The organism is Alteromonas sp. 38 (genome assembly GCF_902506055.1).
GTDB classification, from domain to species: domain Bacteria; phylum Pseudomonadota; class Gammaproteobacteria; order Enterobacterales; family Alteromonadaceae; genus Alteromonas; species Alteromonas lipotrueae.
Genome location: NZ_LR733300.1, coordinates 1709730 through 1731737, shown reverse-complemented (window position 1 = coordinate 1731737; position 22008 = coordinate 1709730). Strand labels below are relative to the sequence as shown.

The 22008-nt window shown below is 43.9% G+C and carries 17 protein-coding genes; 4 read left to right on the top strand and 13 right to left on the bottom strand.

Going from position 1 to position 22008, the window contains the following annotated elements:
* Window positions 1-122 precede the first annotated feature (122 nt).
* From FLAVO9R_RS07435 to sdhC, 9 genes are all read right to left on the bottom strand, one after another.
* Entirely contained in the window at window positions 123-2927 is a 2805-nt protein-coding gene (locus tag FLAVO9R_RS07435) for a TonB-dependent receptor (RefSeq protein ID WP_159530115.1), read from the bottom strand.
* A gap of 411 nt (window positions 2928-3338) precedes the next feature.
* The gene (gene sucD, locus FLAVO9R_RS07430) at window positions 3339-4211 is read right to left on the bottom strand and encodes a succinate--CoA ligase subunit alpha (protein WP_159530113.1); all 873 of its coding nucleotides are present in this window, start codon (window positions 4209-4211) and stop codon (window positions 3339-3341) included.
* Window positions 4211-5377 (bottom strand): ADP-forming succinate--CoA ligase subunit beta, encoded by a 1167-nt coding sequence (sucC, locus tag FLAVO9R_RS07425; RefSeq protein ID WP_159530111.1) that lies wholly within the window; start codon window positions 5375-5377, stop codon window positions 4211-4213. Before sucC ends, sucD begins: the two co-directional genes overlap by 1 nt.
* Before the next feature lie 152 nt (window positions 5378-5529).
* Window positions 5530-7026, bottom strand: a complete 1497-nt coding sequence (odhB, locus tag FLAVO9R_RS07420) for a 2-oxoglutarate dehydrogenase complex dihydrolipoyllysine-residue succinyltransferase (protein ID WP_159530109.1) — start codon at window positions 7024-7026, stop codon at window positions 5530-5532.
* 9 nt (window positions 7027-7035) lie between these two features.
* Window positions 7036-9855, bottom strand: a complete 2820-nt coding sequence (gene sucA / locus FLAVO9R_RS07415) for a 2-oxoglutarate dehydrogenase E1 component (RefSeq protein ID WP_159530107.1) — start codon at window positions 9853-9855, stop codon at window positions 7036-7038.
* A gap of 174 nt (window positions 9856-10029) precedes the next feature.
* On the bottom strand, window positions 10030-10740 hold the full coding sequence (locus FLAVO9R_RS07410; RefSeq protein ID WP_057791623.1) for a succinate dehydrogenase iron-sulfur subunit: 711 nt from the start codon (window positions 10738-10740) through the stop codon (window positions 10030-10032).
* 14 nt (window positions 10741-10754) lie between these two features.
* Complete coding sequence (sdhA, locus tag FLAVO9R_RS07405) at window positions 10755-12527, bottom strand: succinate dehydrogenase flavoprotein subunit (RefSeq protein WP_159530105.1); 1773 nt, start codon at window positions 12525-12527, stop codon at window positions 10755-10757.
* Window position 12528: 1 nt separating this feature from the next.
* On the bottom strand, window positions 12529-12876 hold the full coding sequence (sdhD, locus tag FLAVO9R_RS07400) for a succinate dehydrogenase, hydrophobic membrane anchor protein (protein ID WP_126872334.1): 348 nt from the start codon (window positions 12874-12876) through the stop codon (window positions 12529-12531).
* A complete protein-coding gene (gene sdhC, locus FLAVO9R_RS07395; RefSeq protein ID WP_013783979.1) occupies window positions 12870-13244 on the bottom strand; it encodes a succinate dehydrogenase, cytochrome b556 subunit in 375 nt (124 codons plus the stop codon). Before sdhC ends, sdhD begins: the two co-directional genes overlap by 7 nt.
* A gap of 701 nt (window positions 13245-13945) precedes the next feature.
* Here sdhC and FLAVO9R_RS07390 point away from each other — a divergent pair.
* Together FLAVO9R_RS07390 and FLAVO9R_RS07385 are read left to right on the top strand one after the other, a co-directional pair.
* Window positions 13946-15223: a citrate synthase gene (locus tag FLAVO9R_RS07390; protein WP_057791619.1), complete on the top strand. Its 1278-nt coding sequence runs from the start codon at window positions 13946-13948 to the stop codon at window positions 15221-15223.
* Between the two features lie 125 nt (window positions 15224-15348).
* The gene (locus tag FLAVO9R_RS07385) at window positions 15349-15771 is read left to right on the top strand and encodes a DUF3429 domain-containing protein (protein WP_159530103.1); all 423 of its coding nucleotides are present in this window, start codon (window positions 15349-15351) and stop codon (window positions 15769-15771) included.
* A gap of 192 nt (window positions 15772-15963) precedes the next feature.
* Here the strand turns inward: FLAVO9R_RS07385 and FLAVO9R_RS07380 are convergent, their stop codons facing one another.
* From FLAVO9R_RS07380 to lhgO, 3 genes are all read right to left on the bottom strand, one after another.
* The gene (locus tag FLAVO9R_RS07380) at window positions 15964-17424 is read right to left on the bottom strand and encodes a phosphomannomutase CpsG (protein WP_159530101.1); all 1461 of its coding nucleotides are present in this window, start codon (window positions 17422-17424) and stop codon (window positions 15964-15966) included.
* 141 nt (window positions 17425-17565) lie between these two features.
* Window positions 17566-18528: a glutathione S-transferase family protein gene (locus tag FLAVO9R_RS07375; RefSeq protein ID WP_159530099.1), complete on the bottom strand. Its 963-nt coding sequence runs from the start codon at window positions 18526-18528 to the stop codon at window positions 17566-17568.
* Window positions 18529-18645: 117 nt separating this feature from the next.
* The gene (gene lhgO / locus FLAVO9R_RS07370; RefSeq protein ID WP_159530097.1) at window positions 18646-19854 is read right to left on the bottom strand and encodes an L-2-hydroxyglutarate oxidase; all 1209 of its coding nucleotides are present in this window, start codon (window positions 19852-19854) and stop codon (window positions 18646-18648) included.
* Window positions 19855-20046: 192 nt separating this feature from the next.
* On the opposite strand from lhgO, the gene tcdA reads away from it, so the two are divergent.
* Both tcdA and FLAVO9R_RS07360 read left to right on the top strand, forming a co-directional pair.
* Window positions 20047-20829: a tRNA cyclic N6-threonylcarbamoyladenosine(37) synthase TcdA gene (tcdA, locus tag FLAVO9R_RS07365; RefSeq protein WP_373996588.1), complete on the top strand. Its 783-nt coding sequence runs from the start codon at window positions 20047-20049 to the stop codon at window positions 20827-20829.
* Window positions 20830-20930: 101 nt separating this feature from the next.
* Window positions 20931-21338, top strand: coding sequence for a hypothetical protein (locus FLAVO9R_RS07360; RefSeq protein WP_159530095.1), 408 nt, complete (start codon window positions 20931-20933; stop codon window positions 21336-21338).
* A gap of 97 nt (window positions 21339-21435) precedes the next feature.
* Here the strand turns inward: FLAVO9R_RS07360 and FLAVO9R_RS07355 are convergent, their stop codons facing one another.
* The gene (locus FLAVO9R_RS07355) at window positions 21436-21909 is read right to left on the bottom strand and encodes a DUF2919 family protein (protein WP_159530093.1); all 474 of its coding nucleotides are present in this window, start codon (window positions 21907-21909) and stop codon (window positions 21436-21438) included.
* Window positions 21910-22008: the final 99 nt, after the last annotated feature.

The following is a 22008-nucleotide window of genomic DNA, read 5'->3' as shown; positions in this document are numbered from 1 at the left end:
GATGGTTTACTTGTGCTTTTACAATAAAAAACCACCTTTTGCTTCGCCGCCAAAATGCATATTCGAGCGCTGAAACAACAAGGTGGCTTGTATTTATTCTAATGTTAGCTTTCGCTCAACCATTAGAAGGTATAGTTAAAGCCCAACAAGTAGTTAGTACCGTAAGATTGATATTGAGTAATTTGACGAGAATCCGCCTGAGACGCTTGAATATCATCTTCATCAGTTAGGTTTTGCGCTTGGAAAGTAACACGTAGGCCTTCCAGAGACTCAATACCAGACTCACTAAAGTCGTATCCGATTTGGGCATCAACCAAGGTACCGCCTTGCTTAGTAGCATCTACCAATGCCAAGCTAGTACCACGTTCTTCCGTTAAGTAGTCATCACGCTTGGTTGCTGCAACACGGAACTCGAAACCATTGCTTTCATAGAAGAACGTCATGCTGTATGACTCTTCAGACAAGCCTGGAATACGGGTTTCTGTTTGCGTTGGTGCTGCGTCTACTTCACCTTCCATGAAGGTTGCACTTGCGAACAAGCCAAAGCCTTCTAGTGACTCATGAAGCAATTCACCTGGCAATGAACCTTGTAGTTCATAACCGCGCACATAACCTTCGAAACCATCTAGTACACTGCCTACAGAACCTAGGAAAGTAGCAGGCGTTTGCCCTTCTGAACCTTGGTGTAAATCAGGAATGTAAACATCAGAGAAATCCGTAAGTACGCTAGTATCGCGATGCCAGTTTTTAATATCTTTATAGAAGAATGATGCCGCTACATAACCCGTATCCGAGAAGTAGTTTTCATAAGCGATATCTAACTGGTTAGCTTCAAGGGGCTTAAGTTCAGGGTTACCTGAGCTACCACTCCAAGGGCCATTTTCAGGATCGGTACTGGTAATTTGGTTATCATTAAACGCGAAAGACGCTTGCGTATTTGGACGCATATCGTCCATACGTGGTCTTGAAATGACTTTACCTAATGCGAAACGTACAAATTGACCTTCGGCAACTTCTGCTGAAAGGTTAAGCGTTGGTAGTACATCAGTGTAATCAGCGCCGCCCGAAACCGGTACCGCTACTGTCATACCATCAGCATCTGACGTGGTTGAAAAACCCGTAGATTGCTGGTCAGCATTAACCACTTGTACACCCACGTTACCGCGAATATAGATATCACCTACTTCCATTTCTAAATCAAATTTAGTGTAGAAAGTCAGCAACTCTTCATCAACCGTATAGCTATCACCTAAACGATCGTTTTGCACCAGTTTAGCATCGGTAGCAATGTAATAACCGCTTTGATACAAACCTAGAGAATCATAAGCGAGAATTCCGTCTATACCAATGAAGTCCAGGGGTACTACACCCAGTACATCTGGAATAGCGGCATCACCAGGATAGCTTGGTGCGGTTAGATATGCGCCATCATTTTCTTTGGTTTTGCTACGATCTGAGTAAATAACACCCGCAGACATGCCAGTTACTACGCCCCATTCAACGTACCCTTTAGCATCGAAACGATAGGTATCAAGGTCTTCTTCATAATGCGGTTGGTTCACGAAACCGTCTTGTGCGTCGGCACCAATAATAGGTGCGCCCCAGGCTTGTGGACCTGCAAGACGAATTAAGCTTTCATCAGTAAGGTCGACAGGTGCAATGCTTGGGTGATCAGAATATACCGCGCCGGTAGACGTCATTTCCCAGCTACGAGCAGTAATAGGACGTCCATCAATTCCTGCACGGCCTACACCTGAATAACTTTCCACATCGATAATGTCTTTTTCAACTTTACCGGTAGAGTAGTCGAACTCTAAGGTCCAGTTATCATTTAAGATGTATTCTGCATTCACGCCTACCGTCGTTAAATCGGCTTCTTGAGTACGAGCATCGTTACGAATCACTGAATAGAAGCCATCGTAGTAACCTGAGGTTACTAAGCTATCTTCAACACCAGTAATGGTATATTCGCCAGTACCCCATTCAGCACCGCCTTCTTCAAGACCACGACGAACGTCATCTTCTACGAAGTCGATATAAAGCGCATCTACTTGAACATTTAGTTTATCTGTAGGCGCCCATTCAACTACAGCGGCGATAGAGTCACGCTCTAACATTGCTGAACGTGCAAATGAGTCATGCCCACCTAAAATGGTAGTACCTTCTGTAACGTCAACACCGTCAGCGGCATTATCCGCGTTTGCACCTGCATAACCCCAACCACGGAAATGTTGTTCTTGACGTGGTGATTCCATACTAGCAACAGTAAGAGCAAGACCAATAGTATCGTCAGCAAATTGATCAACGTAGTTTACTGAAATACGATGTCCGCTATTGTCGAAGTCTGGGTTTGGTGAATCTTCAGCATTCTTTTCGTAGGTGCCGTTGATAGCGAATGTACTTTTAGCTGCAAGCGGACTAATGGTTTGAAGGTCAATTGAACCACCAATATTCTGGGTGGTCATGCCAGCTTCTGCTGTTTTATAAACAACAATGCTAGAAATGATTTCAGTTGGGTAGAGGTCGAATTCAACGCCGCGGTTGTCGCCCATACCTAATAATTCACGACCGTTTAGTGATGTACCTACGTAGTTTTCGTTGAAACCACGTACTGAAATACCACTTGTACGACCGTTTCTACGCTCACCGGCTAAGCCAGGCAAACGTGAAATAGATTCTGCAATACTTGTATCTGGTAATTTACCGATGTCTTCTGCGGATAACGCTTCAACAATAGAGGTGCTATCCATTTTAATCGCTTGAGCGCGTTGCAAGCTGCCACGTATACCGCTAACTTGAATAACTTCAACATTAGCTTCATCAGCTACTTCAGAATTTTTTTCTTGTGCAAATGTAGGCGAACAACCAAAAGCTACGCCACCAGTGATCAGCGCAACCTTGATGAGATTTGGTTTAAATTGATTCATAAAACAGGTGTCCCATTCAGTTATATTTGTTGTCTTTTTGTTATTTTTATGACAATCGAATGACAATGTATCCAGTCGCTGATAATCCTATAGAGCACACGGGCTTTGCACAATTGCTTGCATACGTATTCATAGAAAATATTCAACACCTCATTAACATTAACTCTCATGAAATTATTGAAATTTAACAACAAAATTACGCAACATCGCCGCTAAACTGACCTTTTGTTGTAATTTTGTTACGGCACTTAGCCATTTTAAGACGGGTTATGCAAGGTTTTAAATATAGATGACGAATGCCAAATTAGGGATATTACTAGTAAGGAATTTTCTGTTGACCATCAATAATCAGGCACAAAAAAGCCCGCTAATTAGCGGGCTTCACTTAAACACTTGCGTGCGCTTTGCTAACTACCAACCCGTAGTTTCGCGAAGTGCCTTGCCGATTTCAGCAAGAGAGCGAACGGTTTTAACGCCCGCGTCTTCTAGTGCTTTAAATTTCTCATCAGCTGTACCCTTACCGCCAGCAATGATTGCACCAGCGTGACCCATGCGCTTACCTTCAGGTGCAGTAACACCCGCAATGTAAGAAACAACAGGCTTAGTGACGTTAGCTTTGATGAATTCAGCAGCTTCTTCTTCTGCTGTACCACCAATTTCACCAATCATAACGATAGCTTCTGTTTGAGGATCATCTTGGAATAACTGTAGGATGTCGATGAAGTTTGAACCAGGAATTGGATCACCACCGATACCAACACAGCTAGACTGGCCGAAACCTTCGTCAGTAGTTTGCTTAACCGCTTCATACGTAAGTGTACCAGAGCGAGAAACAATACCTACTTTACCAGGCTTATGGATATGAGCAGGCATGATACCAATCTTACACTCTCCAGGAGTAATAACACCTGGGCAGTTAGGACCAATCATGCGAACGCCTTTAGCATTTACGTATTCTTTAACGTAAAGCATATCAAGCGTTGGAATACCTTCAGTAATACAAACGATAAGCTCGATGCCAGCATCAGCAGCTTCAACGATTGAATCTTTACAGAATGCAGCAGGTACATAGATAACAGTCGCAGTTGCGCCTGTTGCTTCTACCGCTTCACGTACTGTATTGAATACTGGAAGACCTAGGTGCTCAGTGCCGCCTTTGCCTGGTGTTACACCACCAACCATTTGCGTACCGTAAGCAATGGCTTGCTCAGAGTGAAAAGTACCTTGACCACCAGTGAAACCTTGACAGATTACTTTGGTATCTTTGTTAATTAATACAGACATTATTTGCCCTCCGCAGCAGCAACAACTTTCTGTGCTGCATCAGTTAGCGACTCAGCAGCAATGATATCTAGACCAGAGTTCGCTAGAACTTCACGGCCAAGCTCTGCGTTTGTACCTTCAAGACGTACAACAACAGGAACACTAACGCCAACTTCTTTAACCGCGCCAATGATACCTTCAGCAATCATGTCACAACGAACGATACCGCCAAAGATGTTAACTAAAACAGCTGAAACGTTGTCGTCAGATAAGATGATTTTGAATGCTTCTGCAACACGTTCTTTAGTCGCGCCGCCACCAACATCTAGGAAGTTAGCTGGCTTGCCACCGTGTAGGTTTACGATGTCCATTGTACCCATTGCTAGGCCGGCACCGTTAACCATACAACCTACGTTACCGTCTAGCGCAACATAGTTAAGTTCGAACTCAGCAGCATGCGCTTCACGTGCATCTTCTTGAGTAGGATCTTGCATAGCTTTAACTTTAGGCTGGCGATATAACGCGTTGCCGTCTATAGCTAGCTTAGCGTCAAGACAGTGAAGGTCACCATCTTCTTTAATTACAAGCGGATTAATTTCAATCAATGCAACATCAAGATCTTCAAACATCTTAGCTAGGCCAAGGAAAATCTTAGTGAATTGTTTGATTTGAACGCCAGAAAGACCAAGTTTAAACGCCATTTCGCGGGCTTGGTAAGGCTGAGCGCCAACAATTGGGTCGATTTCAGCTTTAAGAATTTTCTCTGGTGTTTCTTCAGCAACAGTTTCAATCTCAACGCCACCTTCAGTAGAAGCCATAAACACAACACGACGGGTTGTGCGGTCAACTACTGCACCAAGGTACAATTCGTTAGCGATATCTGTGCAAGTTTCAACAAGGATTTTGCTCACAGGCTGACCATTTTCGTCAGTCTGGAAAGTCACCAAATTTTTGCCAAGCCAGTTTTCTGCGAAAGCTTTAATTGCGTCAGTATCTTTAACTAACTTAACGCCACCTGCTTTACCGCGACCACCTGCGTGGACCTGACATTTAACTACCCACTCACTTCCGCCAATGCGGTTAGCGGCCTCTACAGCACTTTCTGGAGTGTCTGCTGCGTATCCTTCAGAAACAGGTAGACCGTATTCTTTGAATAGCTGCTTACCTTGGTATTCATGCAAATTCATGGTGTTTCTATCCGATTTTTAGTAAGACAAAAGCCGCTTTCGCGACTTGATTAATTAGACTGATATTATAGGGCGAATATCAGCGTTGTGGCAGCAACGCGACTTACATTAATAAGAAACGCAGCTGCACACAAGACTAAGAGAGGAAAGCCTTACACGTCTAATAGAAGGCGTGTTGGATCTTCAAGCATCTCTTTGATTGTTACCAAGAAGCCTACTGACTCTTTACCATCAACAATACGATGGTCATAAGACAGGGCGAGGTACATCATTGGCAGAATTTCCACCTTACCGTTAACAGCCATTGGACGATCTTGGATTTTATGCATACCCAAAATAGCGCTCTGTGGCGGGTTAATGATAGGCGTAGACATCAATGAACCAAACACACCACCGTTAGTGATAGTAAAGTTACCGCCTTGAAGGTCTGCCATCGACAATTTGCCATCACGGCCTTTAATTGCCAATTCTTTAATTCCTTTCTCAACACCAGCCATACCTAGTGTATCCGTATCTTTTAAGATAGGCGTAACTAGACCGCGAGGTGTTGATACCGCGATAGAGATATCGAAGTAGTTGTGATAAACAATGTCATCACCGTCAATCGATGCATTCACATCTGGGAAACGTTTAAGTGCTTCAGTTACCGCTTTCACGTAGAAAGACATGAAACCTAAACGAATACCGTGACGTTTCTCAAAGCTCTCTTGATACTGCTTACGAAGTTCCATAATTGGCTTCATGTTAACTTCGTTAAACGTAGTTAGCATAGCAGTAGAGTTTTTAGCTTCAAGTAAACGGGTTGCAATCGTTTTACGAAGACGTGTCATAGGTACACGTTTTTCTGTGCGATTACCCGTAGGTAATTCAGCTGTTTCAGCTGCAGCTGATGGCGCTGAAGCCGCTGGTGCACTGCCACCCTTAAGGTGTTTTTCTACGTCTTCTTTAGTGATACGGCCATTTTTACCCGTACCTTTAACTTTCGCTGCATCTACGCCTTTTTCTGCCAATAAGCGGCGAACCGAAGGACTCAGTGCATCGCTGCTGTCATCTGAATCATCAGATGTAGCGTCAGACGACTCAGATGCTGCTGCACCTGACGTTGCGCCTTCAACAAATTTAGCAATCACTTCTTCAGCTGTCACTGTTGCGCCTTCTTCGGCAACAATTTCAGATAGTGAGCCATCAGCTGGCGCTACCACTTCTAGAACGACTTTATCAGTTTCGATATCAACCAAGTTTTGGTCACGGCTTACCGCTTCGCCTACTGCAACATGCCATGTGGCGATGGTTGCATCAGCTACCGACTCTGGTAATACAGGTACTTTAACTTCTGACGTTTTACCGCTAGCTGCAGGTGCTGCTTCTTTTTTAGATTCAGCTTTCGATTCAGATTTAGCTGGCGCAGCGCCACCCTCTTCTAATTTAGCAATAACTTGCTCGCCTAGTACCGTTGCACCCTCTTCATTAAGAAGCTCACCGATAGTTCCGTCGGCTGGTGCTACAACTTCCAGCACAACTTTATCAGTTTCAATGTCAACCAGGTTCTGGTCACGCTTTACCGCGTCGCCGGCCTTTACGTGCCAAGTTGCAATGGTGGCATCGGCAACTGACTCTGGTAGGACCGGAACTTTTATCTCAATTGTCATCATTGTTCCTTATTTAATAGTGAGTGCGTCTTCAACCAGCGCTTTTTGTTGCTGATTGTGAACGGAAACATAACCTACTGCAGGTGAGGAAGATGCTTCACGACCTGCATATGTTAATTTGGCGCCATCTGGAATTGCTTGCCAGAAGTGGTGTTGACTGCAATACCAAGCTCCTTGGTTTTGCGGTTCTTCCTGACACCAAACCCAATCTGTAACGTGGCTGTATTGTGCCACAACTTTAGCGCATTCTTCTTGTGGGAATGGATAAAGTTGCTCCAATCTTACGATTGCAACGTCTGTTTGTTCATTTTTACGGCGCTGGTCAAGCAAGTCGTAGTAAACCTTGCCTGAACACATCACCACACGCTTAACGTCTTTCGGATTAATATCGTCAATTTCGCTAATTACGTTGTGGAATTTGCCTTCTGCTAACTCTTCAAGAGAAGAAGTCGCAAGCGGGTGACGCAATAAGGATTTAGGCGACATAACAATAAGCGGTTTACGCATAGGCCGAACCACTTGACGACGAAGCATGTTAAATACTTGCGCAGGTGTTGAAGGTACACATACTTGCCAGTTGTGATCAGCACACATTTGCAAGAATCGCTCAAGACGAGCCGAGCTATGCTCAGGACCTTGACCTTCGTAACCGTGTGGAAGCAGCATAGTTAGACCACATAAACGGCCCCACTTTGCTTCACCTGAACTCAAGAATTGGTCAAATACAACTTGTGCGCCGTTTGCGAAGTCACCAAACTGAGCTTCCCATATAGTTAAGCACTCAGGTTCTGCAGTCGCATAACCATATTCAAACGCCATGACCGCTTCTTCTGATAGCACAGAGTCGTAAATCTCAATCTTCCCTTGGCCATCACGAATGTTTTGCAGTGGCATGTAGGTCGAGCCATCAGCTTGATTATGCAATACCGCATGACGGTGGAAGAAAGTACCACGGCCAGAGTCCTGACCTGTCATACGAATATCTTCACCTAAATCAACTAAAGATGCATAAGCCAGATTCTCTGCCATTCCCCAATCAAGTTTCTTCTCACCGTTCACCATGGCCTTGCGGTCTTGGTATAGCTTGTTTACACGAGATTGAAGTTTATGACCTTCAGGGAAACTTGTTAGCGCTTCGCCAAGTTCCTGAAGTTTTTCAACACTGATAGCGCCGTCATATGGGGTATCCCAATCATGACCTAGGTATGGAGACCAGTCTACACTGTGCTCTGTCATCGGACGCCATTCTTCAACGACACATGCACCATGATCAAGTGCAGCGCGATATTCTTCTAAATAGCGGTCAGCATCACGCTGCTCAATAACACCTTCAGCAATGAGCTGATCGGCATAAATAGCGCGAGGTACAGGATGCTTCTTCACTTTCTGGTACATAAGCGGCTGAGTTGCATTTGGCTCGTCAGCCTCGTTATGACCATGACGGCGATAACACACTAAATCGATAACCACATCACGCTTGAATTTATTGCGGTATTCAAGTGCGAGCTGTGTCACAAAAGCAACCGCTTCTGGGTCATCAGAGTTAACGTGGAAGATAGGAGCCTGAACCATTTTCGCAATGTCAGTACAGTATTGCGTAGAACGGGTATCTTCTGTTTTTGACGTTGTAAAACCAACTTGGTTGTTCACCACAATACGCACCGTACCACCCACGGCGAAACCGCGAGTTTGTGACATATTGAAGGTTTCTTGAACTACGCCCTGCCCAGCAATCGCTGAGTCACCGTGGATGGTGATAGGAAGTACGGTGTTAGTATCGTCGTTACGACGTTCAAGACGCGCACGAACCGAGCCCATTACTACCGGATTTACAATTTCAAGGTGAGACGGGTTAAATGCAAGCGCTAAGTGAACATTGCCACCTGGCGTAGCAAAATCTGATGAGAATCCAGCGTGGTATTTAACATCACCTGCGCCTAATGAATCATCATGCTTACCGGCGAATTCATCAAACAATACTGATGGGTTTTTACCCAACACGTTGACTAGTACGTTCAGACGACCACGGTGAGCCATACCAATAACCACTTCTTTAGTGCCTGCAGCACCTGCATTAGTGATTAGGTTTTTAAGCATAGGAACCAATGCATCGCCACCTTCCAGTGAGAAGCGCTTGGCACCTGGGAATTTAGACCCGAGGTACTTTTCCATGCCGTCAGCAGCCGTTAGCCCTTTTAGCAGGGTTAGTTTTTCATCTTTAGAAAACTCTGGCTTTGCTTGCACTGACTCAATTTTTTGCTGTAACCAGCGTTTTTGGTCTGTATCGGTAATGTGCATATACTCAGCACCGATAGAACCACAGTATGTTCGGTTAAGTGATTTAAATAACTCACCTAATGACAGCGAATCTTTACCAATGGCAAAAGACCCTACGTTGAACACACTGTCAAAATCTTTATCAGAAAGATTATGGTGAGACAGTTCTAAATCACGAACGCGCTCTTGTTTCCATAACCCTAGCGGATCGAGGTTGGCATGCTGGTGACCTCGGAAGCGAAAGGCGTTGATAAGCTGTAACACTTTAACTTGCCTGTCATCCGAGACCGGAGTGCCTTCAACTGGTGCGCTCGACATTCGTGCTGTCGGGCCTAGAGCAGCTAGCTTCCTAAACTGATCTTTAACACTAGTATGGTTGGTTTCAAGTTCAACGCCTTCGACCTTGGGGAGGCTATCAAAGATTTGACGCCAAGTATCGGAAACGCTCTGCGGGTCTTCCAAATACGATTCGTACAATTCTTCAACATAGGCAGCGTTGGCACCTGCCATATGCGAGGAATCCCACCACGCTTTCATCACGCTTTCTTGCATTTAATTTGCCTTGCTACGTTTTGTAAATTCTATTAACCATCGGTTTGTATTATAAGGTTATTCGTGACATAACCAAGCGTTATACCGATGAATACAAAAAAAAATAGCCATCACATCCGGATGGCTATTTAGAGCATTGCTTTCTGTTACTCAGAAGTAGACAGAATATAGTACTTAAACAGCCCGTTGTAAAAGCATAGACTTAATGTGTCCAATTGCCTTTGTCGGGTTTAATCCTTTCGGACATACACTTACACAGTTCATAATACCGTGACAGCGGAATACGCTAAATGCGTCATCTAGGTCGTTCAAACGTTCATCGGTTGCAGTATCACGGCTATCAATAAGGAAACGATAAGCGTGAAGCAAACCAGCAGGCCCGATAAATTTATCGGGGTTCCACCAGAACGATGGGCACGACGTAGAACAACATGCACATAGAATACATTCATACAGTCCATCAAGCTTAGCACGTTCTTCAGGAGACTGAAGGTGTTCTCTTGCAGGAGGCTGTTTATCATCGTTGATTAAGAATGGCTTAATCTTTTCATATTGGGTGTAAAACTGTGTCATATCCACCACAAGGTCGCGTACTACTGGCAGACCTGGAAGTGGACGAACAACAACTTTACCTTTGCCTAATGCAGACAATGGCGTAATACAGGCAAGACCATTCTTACCATTCATATTCACACCGTCTGAACCACACACACCTTCACGGCACGAGCGGCGGAATGATAACGTTGGATCCTGCTCTTTAAGAGCAATAAGTGCATCCAACACCATCATGTCACGACCTTCCTCTACTTCTAGAGTGTAGTCTTGCATGCGTGGCTTGTTATCAACATCAGGGTTGTAACGATATATCGAAAATTGTAATTGCATGATCGTTGCCTCTCTTAATATGAACGCACTTTAGGCGGGAAAGCTTCCCGAAGCTTAGGCGCCATATTGACATCACGTTTAAGCATTTTTTCAGTATTCGGATCGTAAACGCTGTGGCATAACCAGTTCTCATCGTCACGGTCCGGGAAATCGAAGCGACTATGTGCGCCACGGCTTTCCGTTCTGAAGTTCGCTGCTACTGCTGTGCTGTACGCGGTTTCCATAAGGTTATCAAGCTCAAGACATTCAATACGCTGAGTATTGAAATCGGCACTCTTATCATCAAGGCGAGCATTCTGAAGACGTTCACGAATTTCACCAAGTTGCTTAAGGCCGTCTGCCATGGCTTCACCTTCACGGAATACTGAGAAGTTAAGCTGCATGCATTCTTGCATATCTTTTTTGATTTGAACCGGATCTTCGCCCTTACCTTTCTCTGAGTTTTCCCAGCGATTGAAGCGAGACATAGCCAGTTCAAGGTCAGACTCTGATGCTTCGCGGAATGGCGATACATCAGAAAGGGTTTTACCTAAGTGTAGACCAGTCGCACGACCGAATACTACAAGGTCAAGTAGTGAGTTACCGCCAAGGCGGTTAGCACCGTGTACAGATACACATGCAATTTCACCACAAGCGAATAAACCGTTTACTACTTTATCGTTACCGTCTGCATCAACAGTTAGACATTGACCGTCTACGGTAGTGGGAATACCACCCATCATATAATGACACGTCGGTATTACAGGAATCGGTTCTTTCACTGGATCAACATGAGCGAACGTACGAGAAAGCTCAAGGATACCTGGCAGACGTGACTCAAGTACGTCTTTACCAAGGTGATCAAGTTTAAGTTTACAGTGAGGACCCCAAGGGCCGTCAAATCCGCGACCTTCACGAATTTCAGTCATCATTGAACGTGCAACAACGTCACGACCAGCAAGGTCTTTCGCGTTAGGCGCATAACGTTCCATGAAGCGTTCACCGTCTTTATTAAGCAGGTAACCACCTTCACCACGGCAACCTTCCGTTACTAGCGTACCAGCACCGGCAATACCCGTAGGGTGGAACTGCCACATTTCCATATCTTGTAGTGCGACACCAGCACGAATTGCCATACCAACACCGTCACCGGTATTGATGTGTGCGTTAGTGGTAGAAGCGAAAATACGCCCTGCTCCACCCGTTGCTAATACGACTGCTTTAGACTTGAAGTAAACTACTTCGCCTGTCTCGATATCAATAGCAGTACAACCAACAACATCACCGTCTTGGTTTTTAACTAGGTCGAGTGCATACCACTCAGAAAAGACCTTTGTTTTATTCTTTACGTTTTGCTGATAAAGCAAATGCAGCAAAGCGTGACCAGTACGGTCAGCGGCGGCTGCGGTTCGAGCTGCTTGCTCGCCACCAAAATTTCTTGATTGACCACCGAAAGGACGTTGGTAAACCTTACCATTCTCAAAACGTGAGAAAGGCAAACCCATGTTCTCCATCTCAATGATGGCTTCTGGGCCGGTTTTACACATGTATTCAATAGCGTCTTGGTCACCAATGTAGTCCGACCCTTTTACGGTGTCGTACATGTGCCATTCCCAGTTATCTTCATGGGAATTACCTAGCGCAACAGTAATACCACCTTGCGCTGATACCGTATGTGAACGGGTAGGAAATACTTTAGACAGTAGTGCACATGACTTTCCAGATTCTGAAATCTGTAGTGCTGCACGCATACCAGCGCCGCCAGCGCCAATAACTACTGCGTCAAACTCGTGAACGGGTAAACTCATCTTACACTCCCCACAATACAAACAGACCAACAGCGACGTAACCAAAAGCAATGATGTTTAGAACATACTGAATGATTGCACGCAAACCAGACGCCTTCACATAATCGGTAAGTACTTGCCAAAGGCCAATACGAACGTGGATCATGATGGCGATAAGTGCTGCCAATGTGAACACTTTCATCGCTAGCCCAGAAAATAATCCGCGCCACTCAATGAAAGTAATATTATCAGTGGATATAAAAAACCACGCCATGAATACCGTATAAGCAAAAATAATTGCAGCGGTAGTACGTAGTGAAACGTAATCTTGAATACCATTACGCTTTAAGCTTGCTTGGTTGCCTAGCATAGTGCTACTCCCAATACTACTGTCAGCACAATCCAAAGAGCGATAGCTATTTTGGCGCTGAGGTTTCCTGACTCCAACTCTTCCCAGTGACCTAAATCCATAACTACATGTCTTAGGCCGCCTAAAATGTGGTAAGTCAGCGCTGATAAAGTGCCTATTGCGATCACTTTTCCAATGATACCGTCCATCATCGCTTGTACGTTCGCAAACCCTTCAGGCGAGGAAACAGATACTGCCCATGCCCAAATAACAAAGAGTAATGCGAAGAACATTGCGACACCGGTAACACGGTGGAGAATTGACGAAATAGCGGCAGGCGGAAATTTAATAGTATTGAGTTCTAAATTTACTGGTCTTTGCTTTTTCACAATGTATGCCTGTTTAATCCGTAGGGATAATGAATTACTCACCGTTATTATGTCCTGTGCGAGTTAATTCGTTTATTACCTGTTAATTACCTCATCCAATGAGTTGTTAACAATTTGTGAATTATTCTTTAATACATTTAACAGAATAATTATTCTGTTTTAATGCACCGCTGAGTATATCCAGCACAGTATATAATTACAATTTTTTGTGCTGTAGTAAGACTTTAGTCTTTTTTGACAAATCTTCCTGATAAACACAAAGAAAAGTAGTCACAAATACTAACAACAAGCATGGAATGCTTAATAAACAAGGCACTAAAGTGTATCAGCACTAAACTAGAATAACACTATTTTCACTAGCAAAATTAAGGTCTTTTAATGAAAACGACCAATTCTCAATCGACAAAAGGTTAATTTTTCGGCTAAGCTGTTAATAAATTTGGTAAACGGTGGTTTACCTTTTGCCAAAAGACATTGATAATTACCCCGAAACGGGTTTAGTGCGATTACCAACATGTTAACGATAGAGATTCCGGCTGAGCATTATAAATCTCAGTAATTCGGAATATTTATTGTGCATAAATGCAATTAAATTGACTTATTGGTACATAATAAAGTACAAATACGCCACTTTTCCCCAACGAAACGAGCATTTTCGCCCGTTTTCGCTGCAAACAGAACCATTCTGAGGAGAGCATTTTATGGCAGATCAGAAAGCCATTCTTAAAGCCGGCGGTAAGGAAATCGAGCTTCCTATCTTGTCTGGCACCGAAGGACAAGACGTAATCGACGTTCGTTCACTTGGTCAACACGGTTACTTCACCTACGACCCTGGTTTTATGGCGACAGGATCTTGCGAGTCAGCTATTACTTACATTGACGGTGCTGCTGGTGTGTTACTACACCGTGGTTTCCCCATTGAAGAACTAGCGCGCGATGCAGACTACCTTGAAGTTTGTCATATGCTTCTACACGGTGATGCGCCGTCTAAAGAAGAATATGAAGAATTCAAATCGACAATTACACGCCACACCATGGTACATGAGCAAATTAACATGTTCTTCCATGGCTTCCGTAACGATGCCCACCCTATGGCAATGTTATGCGGAACTGTTGGTGGTATGTCATCTTTCTATCACAGCGACTTAGACGTTTCTAACGATGAAGAGCGTAAACGTAGTGCACATCGCTTAATCGCGAAAATGCCTACCTTAGTAGCCATGTGTTACAAGTACAACATTGGTCAACCGTTCGTTTATCCACGTAACGATTTGAGCTATGCAGCTAACTTCTTGAACATGATGTTCTCAGTTCCTGCTGAAGAATTTGAGATTAGCCCTGCGGTAGAACGTGCAATGGATCGTATCTTTACGCTTCATGCTGACCACGAGCAAAACGCATCTACCTCTACGGTTCGTCTAGCTGGTTCATCTGGTGCCAACCCTTACGCATGTATTGCGGCTGGTGTTGCTTCACTTTGGGGCCCTGCCCACGGTGGTGCGAACGAAGCATGCCTAAATATGCTTGAGGAAATTGGAACTGTTGATCGCATTCCTGAGTTTATTGCACGTGCTAAAGATAAGGCTGACCCGTTCCGTCTTATGGGCTTTGGTCACCGTGTTTACAAAAACCACGATCCTCGCGCAACAGTAATGCGTGAAAGCTGTCACGAAGTACTTAGCGAACTTAATGTTAAAGATCCACTACTTGAAGTAGCAATGGAACTTGAAAAAATTGCATTAAGCGACCCGTACTTCGCAGAGAAGAAGTTGTTCCCTAACGTAGATTTCTACTCAGGTATCGTACTTAAAGCTATTGGTATTCCTACCAACATGTTTACATGTATCTTCGCCCTGTCTCGTACAGTAGGTTGGATTTCACACTGGCATGAAATGATGAGCGATCCAAAACAAAAAATTGGTCGTCCTCGTCAGCTTTACACTGGTCACAACCAGCGTAAATACACGCCATTAAAATAAGCATGAACAAGTAAGTTTTTGTTCATAAAATAGCGCCTTACGGCGCTATTTTTTTAGCCTCGTTTTAATAAAATAACTCTTTGTACATTTATTTTATTGAAATGACGTCAGAAGGATTGTGTTATATGCCCTACTCTATTGTGTTGCTTGGCGTGGCTGGGCTCATCCCTTTTTTAGCTATGCCAATAGCCTACTCTCTTAATCTTTTGTCATTAACCCAAAGCGCTGTTTATTTTATGCAGTATTCTGCGGTTTTACTGTCATTTTTTGGTGGTATTCATTGGTGGGATTCCATCAGCAACCAGCGTTATGGTAATCAAATGTATGCCGCGATGTTACCCAGTATCATCGGTTGGCTTTGTTTGGTATTTAGCCACGACCCGAAAACCCTAGGGGTACTTTCGCTTAGCTACGTCGCAATATTAGTTTACGATAAATTCACCTTAAGTTTGCCTAAAGGCCAAATAGTGAGCTACATCAGTTTGCGTATAGCTCTCACCTCTGTTGTGGTGATCAGCCATGCTTGGATGATTTACCTTATTACCTAATTTTCACAGTAGATATAAAGCACTTATTGTTGGGTAATATCACTCGTGGACGCCAATTACTAAAACGGCACTTGCCGGTAACACAAAAAAAAGCGCAGTCATTATTAACATGACTGCGCTTTTTTATGTTCCGGGCTTTTTTATTTCAGTGCTTGCTCGGTGTGTTCAACAACTTAAAAGCAAACAGAGATATTATTCGTCACGTATAACCGAAAGCAACTCAGCAGTTTTCTCTTCCATCAACGCTATATCGCCTCGGCTTTCTACATTTAAGCGAATCACCGGTTCGGTGTTCGACTTACGCAAATTAAAGCGCCATGTGTCGAATTCCAACCCTAGGCCGTCGGTAGTATCGATAACCGATGCATGCGGTTTATATTTAGACGTCGCGCGCTCAAGCGCGGCATCCGCGTCTTTAAGCTTGCTGTTAATCTCTCCTGACGATGGAAACGCTTCAATACGCGCTTTAACCATGCTCGACAACGATTGTTTTTTAACACACACAAGTTCGGCAATTAACAACCAAGGGATCATGCCAGAATCGCAGTAAGCAAAATCTCTGAAATAATGGTGCGCACTCATTTCACCGCCATACACCGCGTCTTCTTTACGCATACGCTCTTTAATAAACGCATGACCTGTTTTCGACTTAATGGGTGTACCGCCAGCATTCGCTACTATATCTTCGGTATTCCAAAATACCCGTGGGTCATAAATAATTTTACTGTCTTGGTTCTTCTCAATGAACGCTGCTGCAAGCAAGCCAACAATATAATAGCCTTCAATGAAGTTGCCGTCGGCATCGAACAAGAAACAACGATCGAAGTCGCCATCCCACGCTACACCAAAGTCCGCGTTATGTTTAATAACAGCATCGGCGGTATCAGCTCTGTTCTCAGGTAACAACGGATTGGGAATACCATGAGGAAACGTGCCATCTGCTTCGTGGTGCACTTTAACGAAGCTAATTGGAACTTGTCTGCTCGCTAACTCAGCTTCAATAGCATCTAGCGCTGAACCTGCTGCTCCATTGCCTGCATTAACAACTATTTTAAGTGGTGTGAACGAATCAAGATTCACGTAAGACAACATGTGGTCTACGTAGGCTGACATACAGCTGTCTTCTACATAGCTTCCTGTATCAGTTAAATGTGAAACCTTAATGTGTGCATGACCATTATAGAAAGCATCAGCGTCAATCGCCTCGCCTTGGGTATAGTAGGCAAGACGCTGTGAAACGGCTTCATCGCTTAGCTGTTCAGCACGCTCTTTAATTGAATTTAAGCCAGTGTCGCCACTAATGGGTACAGAATCAGCTTTAACCAACTTCATGCCATTGTAGTTAATGGGGTTGTGACTAGCGGTCACTTCTATTCCGCCATCAACACCTAAGTGTTTAGTCGCGAAATATATCTCTTCCGTTCCTGCCATACCAATATCGGTAACGTTTGCACCAGCATCAATTAGCCCTGCGCTCAAGGCAAGTTTTAAGGGGGTAGATGTTAAACGAACATCACTGCCTACCACTACCGTTTTCGCTTTTAACTCTTCAGCAAAGGCATAACCAATGCGGTAAGCCGTTGCTTCATCAAGTTGGCTGTTAAGCTCACCGCGTATGTCATATGCTTTAAAGCATGTAATTGGTTTAGTCATGTATTAGAGTCTCTGTTCCCTGTTAAAGCTATCATTGGTCACTAATGTTACAAGAAAAGTAACGAATATCATTATAAAGTAGATGGTATAAAACCCCTCACCTTCGCGCAATGCGCTTTTGAAATTACTAAGCAATTAAGCTCACTTTATTTCTTCTCTGTTGTGGGGAGCCATCAAATCTTGTTTTGGGCCTACAGGAATAACTTGAGTAGGGTTTACCATGGTGTGACTGTAATAATAATGACGTTTGATATGATCAAAATTCACCGTATCCGCCACACCCGGATATTGATACAACTCTTTCATGTAGGCATACAAGTTCGGGTAATCCGCTATTTGACGAATATTGCATTTGAAGTGCCCATGATACACCGCATCAAAACGAATTAAGGTGGTGAACAAGCGCCAATCCGCTTCGGTAATTTGATGGCCCACTAAATAACGCTGCGTAGACAATCGTGTTTCTAACGTATCTAACGCTTCAAATAAAGTATTAACGGCGTCTTCATAGGCACTTTGCGTGGTAGCAAAACCCGCCTTGTACACGCCGTTATTAACAGCGTGATACACCAACTTATTAATATCGTCTATTTCTTCGCGTAGTGGCGAGGGATAAAAATCTTGTGTATCACCCGTAAGCGTATTGAAGTCACTGTTGAAAATACGAATAATATCTGCAGATTCATTATTCACTATGGATTGGGTTTGTTTATCCCATAAAACAGGAACCGTTACCCGCGTGGTAACATCATGTTTTGCTTTGGTGTATAGCTGATGCAGATAATCATAATGATATAGCTTATCACCGGTGCTACCTGGGTATTCAGTAAAACGCCACCCGTCACCTAGCATATCAGGGTTTACCACTGAAACATCAATATGTTCAGTGAGCCCCTTTAGCTGCCTTAAAATTAGCGCACGATGGGCCCACGGACAGGCATAAGCGACATAAAGATGGTATCGACCAGACTCTGGTGGGTGTTGGGCTCCTGCCTCACTGCCTATCGCACCTCTAAATTTCGACTCTTGGCGCTCAAACTTACCGCCGTTCTCACGCGTGTCGTACCATTTGTCTTGCCATAGTCCATCTACAAGCAATCCCATTTATTTCTCCAAGCATTCGTTTTAAAACGTGTTATTCAAACATGTATAGCTTTGAACGTAATGTCGGTATTTTTGGATTTAACTTCCTAGTTTTTAGAACGAATGGGTATAGCAAGTCTACGTAGTGTCCATTTTATCGATGATGGCTCTGGCAATGGGCATGGCGCTAGTAGCCGCAGGAGAAGGTGCATTACCAACGTGTAATACCCTATCAGTTGATAAGAATTCAAAGTCCCCCATCATTTTACCCGTTTTAGACACCGCTTGCGCCCTGATCCCTGGCCGATAGTAGTGTAAATCCTCTTCATTAATCGAGGGGCAATATTTTTGCACTAAACTTGCGTAATAAGATTTGCTTACGCTACTTTTGATTTCTGATATTACACTGGATTTAAACTGCCAGAGCAGTCGCCATAACCCTTTGTATGATAAGGTTCTGAAAATTTCGCTGTAGGAAGGAAGCGAGTGATAGGCTTCTCGACCAGGCGCTAACACCGCATTTGGCCCCACCGTCGTATAACCGCCTATCATTTTCGTTAAGTGAACGCCCAAAAATGGCATATCGGGGTTGGGTACAGGATATATTAATCTTTTGCTAACGTTATCGTACTTAGAAGATAAGCGATAATACTCCCCCTTAAATGGCACTATTTTGAAATCCGGGGTTATTCCTTGCTTTCTAATTAAGTCGTCTGCATACACACCCGCGCAGCAAATAACCCTATCAGCTTCTGTGCGTCGTTTTACACCATTCACTTCGGTTAACAGCGATACGCAGTTGTCATGTTCGTCGATGGCATGAACCCGTGTATTGAAGTGTGCAGTCACGTTTGAATTTTCGATTGCGACTGCCATTAGCGATTTTGTGATAGCCGTAAAGTCGGTAATGCCTGTAGAATTAACTAATACCGCTTCTTTACCCGTAATATTAGGCTCCATCGAGTGTAGTCTAGATTGAGTAATACGTTCAGGGCTTAAATCGTTTATTTCGCAGTTTTTGAAAAGGTTATCAAGCTTTTGCACTTCATCATTGTTGGTCGCCACTATGAGCTTACCGCATTGCTCAAAAGGTAAATGATGGTCTCTACACCACGCAATGGTATCTTGTAACCCTTGCCTACAATACGTAGACTTTAAGGAACCAGGCGAGTAATACACGCCAGCGTGGATCACACCCGAATTTCTTCCGGTTTGATGAAAAGCAGCAACAGGCTCTTTTTCAATTAACTGAACCTTGTGCTGTGGATTGCGCTTTTGATACTCATAAAGTACCGCAGCACCCACTATCCCAGCCCCTATAATGACAATATCGTACCGTTTTGACATGTCTTACTTACTGTTTAAAGAAGAACCCTTGCAATATTACGCTTTTTTGCGATCATGCGCCCCTTAAGTAAAAGCTTTTAATTTTTGTTTCAACTGCTGTGTTATTTTGCCCCCGTCAGGTGTTGGCGGAGCAGTTTTGACAGCGCGGTTTAGACAAAGCGACTATTGGCTTAGCAAGAACTGGAATACATAGTGAGTATATTGGAAAATCAAAGGTTTGGCGGCATCGTGCGCCTATACGGCGAAGAAGCCGCAGAAAAACTTTCAATGAGCCATGTGTGCGTTGTGGGGATTGGAGGAGTTGGTAGCTGGAGTGCAGAAGCACTTGCGCGTTCTGGTATCGGTAAAATCACCCTGATTGATTTAGATGACATATGTGTAACCAACACTAACCGGCAAATTCACGCTATGGCCGATACTATAGGCGAAGCAAAGGTCGATGCTATTGCACAGCGTATTAAACGCATAAACCCAAATTGCGAAGTGGTATGCATTGAAGACTTCGTCACACCAGAAAACACGGCAGAACTGTTAACCCAAGCTATGCATGCCGTTATCGACGCAACTGACAGCATAAGGGCGAAAGCTGCCATGGTAGCCCACTGCAAGCGCGCTAAAATACCCATTGTGACTGTGGGTGGTGCCGGTGGGCAAATTGACCCTACCCAAGTAACTCGGGGCGATTTATCGAAAACCACCCAAGATCCTCTTGCGGCCAAATTGCGCAGTGAACTGCGACGCAATTACAATTTCAGTAAAAATCCTAAACGCCGCTTCGGGGTTGAATGCATCTATTCAACCGAGCAGTTGCGTTATCCCCAACCTGATGGCAGCGTGTGTTATAACAAATCGGCAATGGAAGGCGGAACGCGACTTGATTGTGCAGGCGGTTTTGGCGCGGTTGTAACGGTAACAGCCACCTTTGGTATGTTCGCATCAGCCAGTGTAATCAATCGCTTAACGGGTCATAAATAGACAAACGGGAATAACTACCGCACAATGTTATTAGCAGGTTTAAAAATGACGATAGCTAACATCATAGTATCGCGTAAAGGTTAAAAGAGAAGGATAATAAAATGTCACCTATAGAGCTCGAACAATTAATGAAGGACTGCGCTGAAGATGCGGTTGCTGCAGCGCAAGAAGAGTTCAATTTAACCTTAGATTACTCTGCTGAAAGTGTTTCGCTTGTCGATGATATTTTACTTAGTTTTTTAGACAAATATCATGACAGCGCGTTAGAAGATGAAGCGGTTTTCACGATTTGTAATATCTTTGGGGCCTATTTAGGAGAAACGTTCCAGCGTTTTGTGGGTGGAACTTGGCTTTATGACCAATCGAACCCTGATGCGCCATACGTATTATTAGTAGTGGGTGAAAACTCCTATGCCTTTGCCGGTATTTGCTACGAGCGACTAGTAAACGACAGCCAAGTCAGCGTAAAGGCTTATTTCGATCAATCTGTGGGTAATCATCGCCAGTAAGCATTACTTTGTATTTTTCGTGTGGGGCGAATACCTTTTTGCCTCACGCGCTAATCACATTTTTGTCTTTCTGATTTATTAGTGATTTATTCCCATTTTATTCGCAAAGTGGCTTTTTCCAGTCTTGCACCATCCAGCGCAAATGCCGACTTCGGCTAATACAATATAAACTGATAATAGACACCACCACCTTAATGGCAGTTATCATCTCAAACCCCCAATGTACCGACACAATATGATAAAACTGCACACTCAACGACGCTATCACGCCCACTAAAATAAGTGGCAACAATGCGCGAGACCACCCTGTGATCCCCTTTTTCCATAGCCTTTCACGTTGCGATATAAGCACAAGCCCTAGCACTATCGGCACACTACTGAGTAACGCCAATCCTAAACTTTCACTTTGCGGATAAAATAGCTTAAGTAACGCTTCTGTTTGCGACCGCGAGGCCAGCGAAAAAATAAACGCAATCCAGTCCAAACTAAAGAGTGCCAGTATCACGTACAGCCATTTAGGCGGTAAAATTCGGCCAGATTCATCATAATATTTTAATGGCAGTTTAAGCATGAAAAACAAATAGCCTTGCTTCAGAGAATAATTAATAACCCAGTTATTATTGGGCTAATAATGCAAACTTAAAGCGCTAAAAGAAAATATCAGGCAATT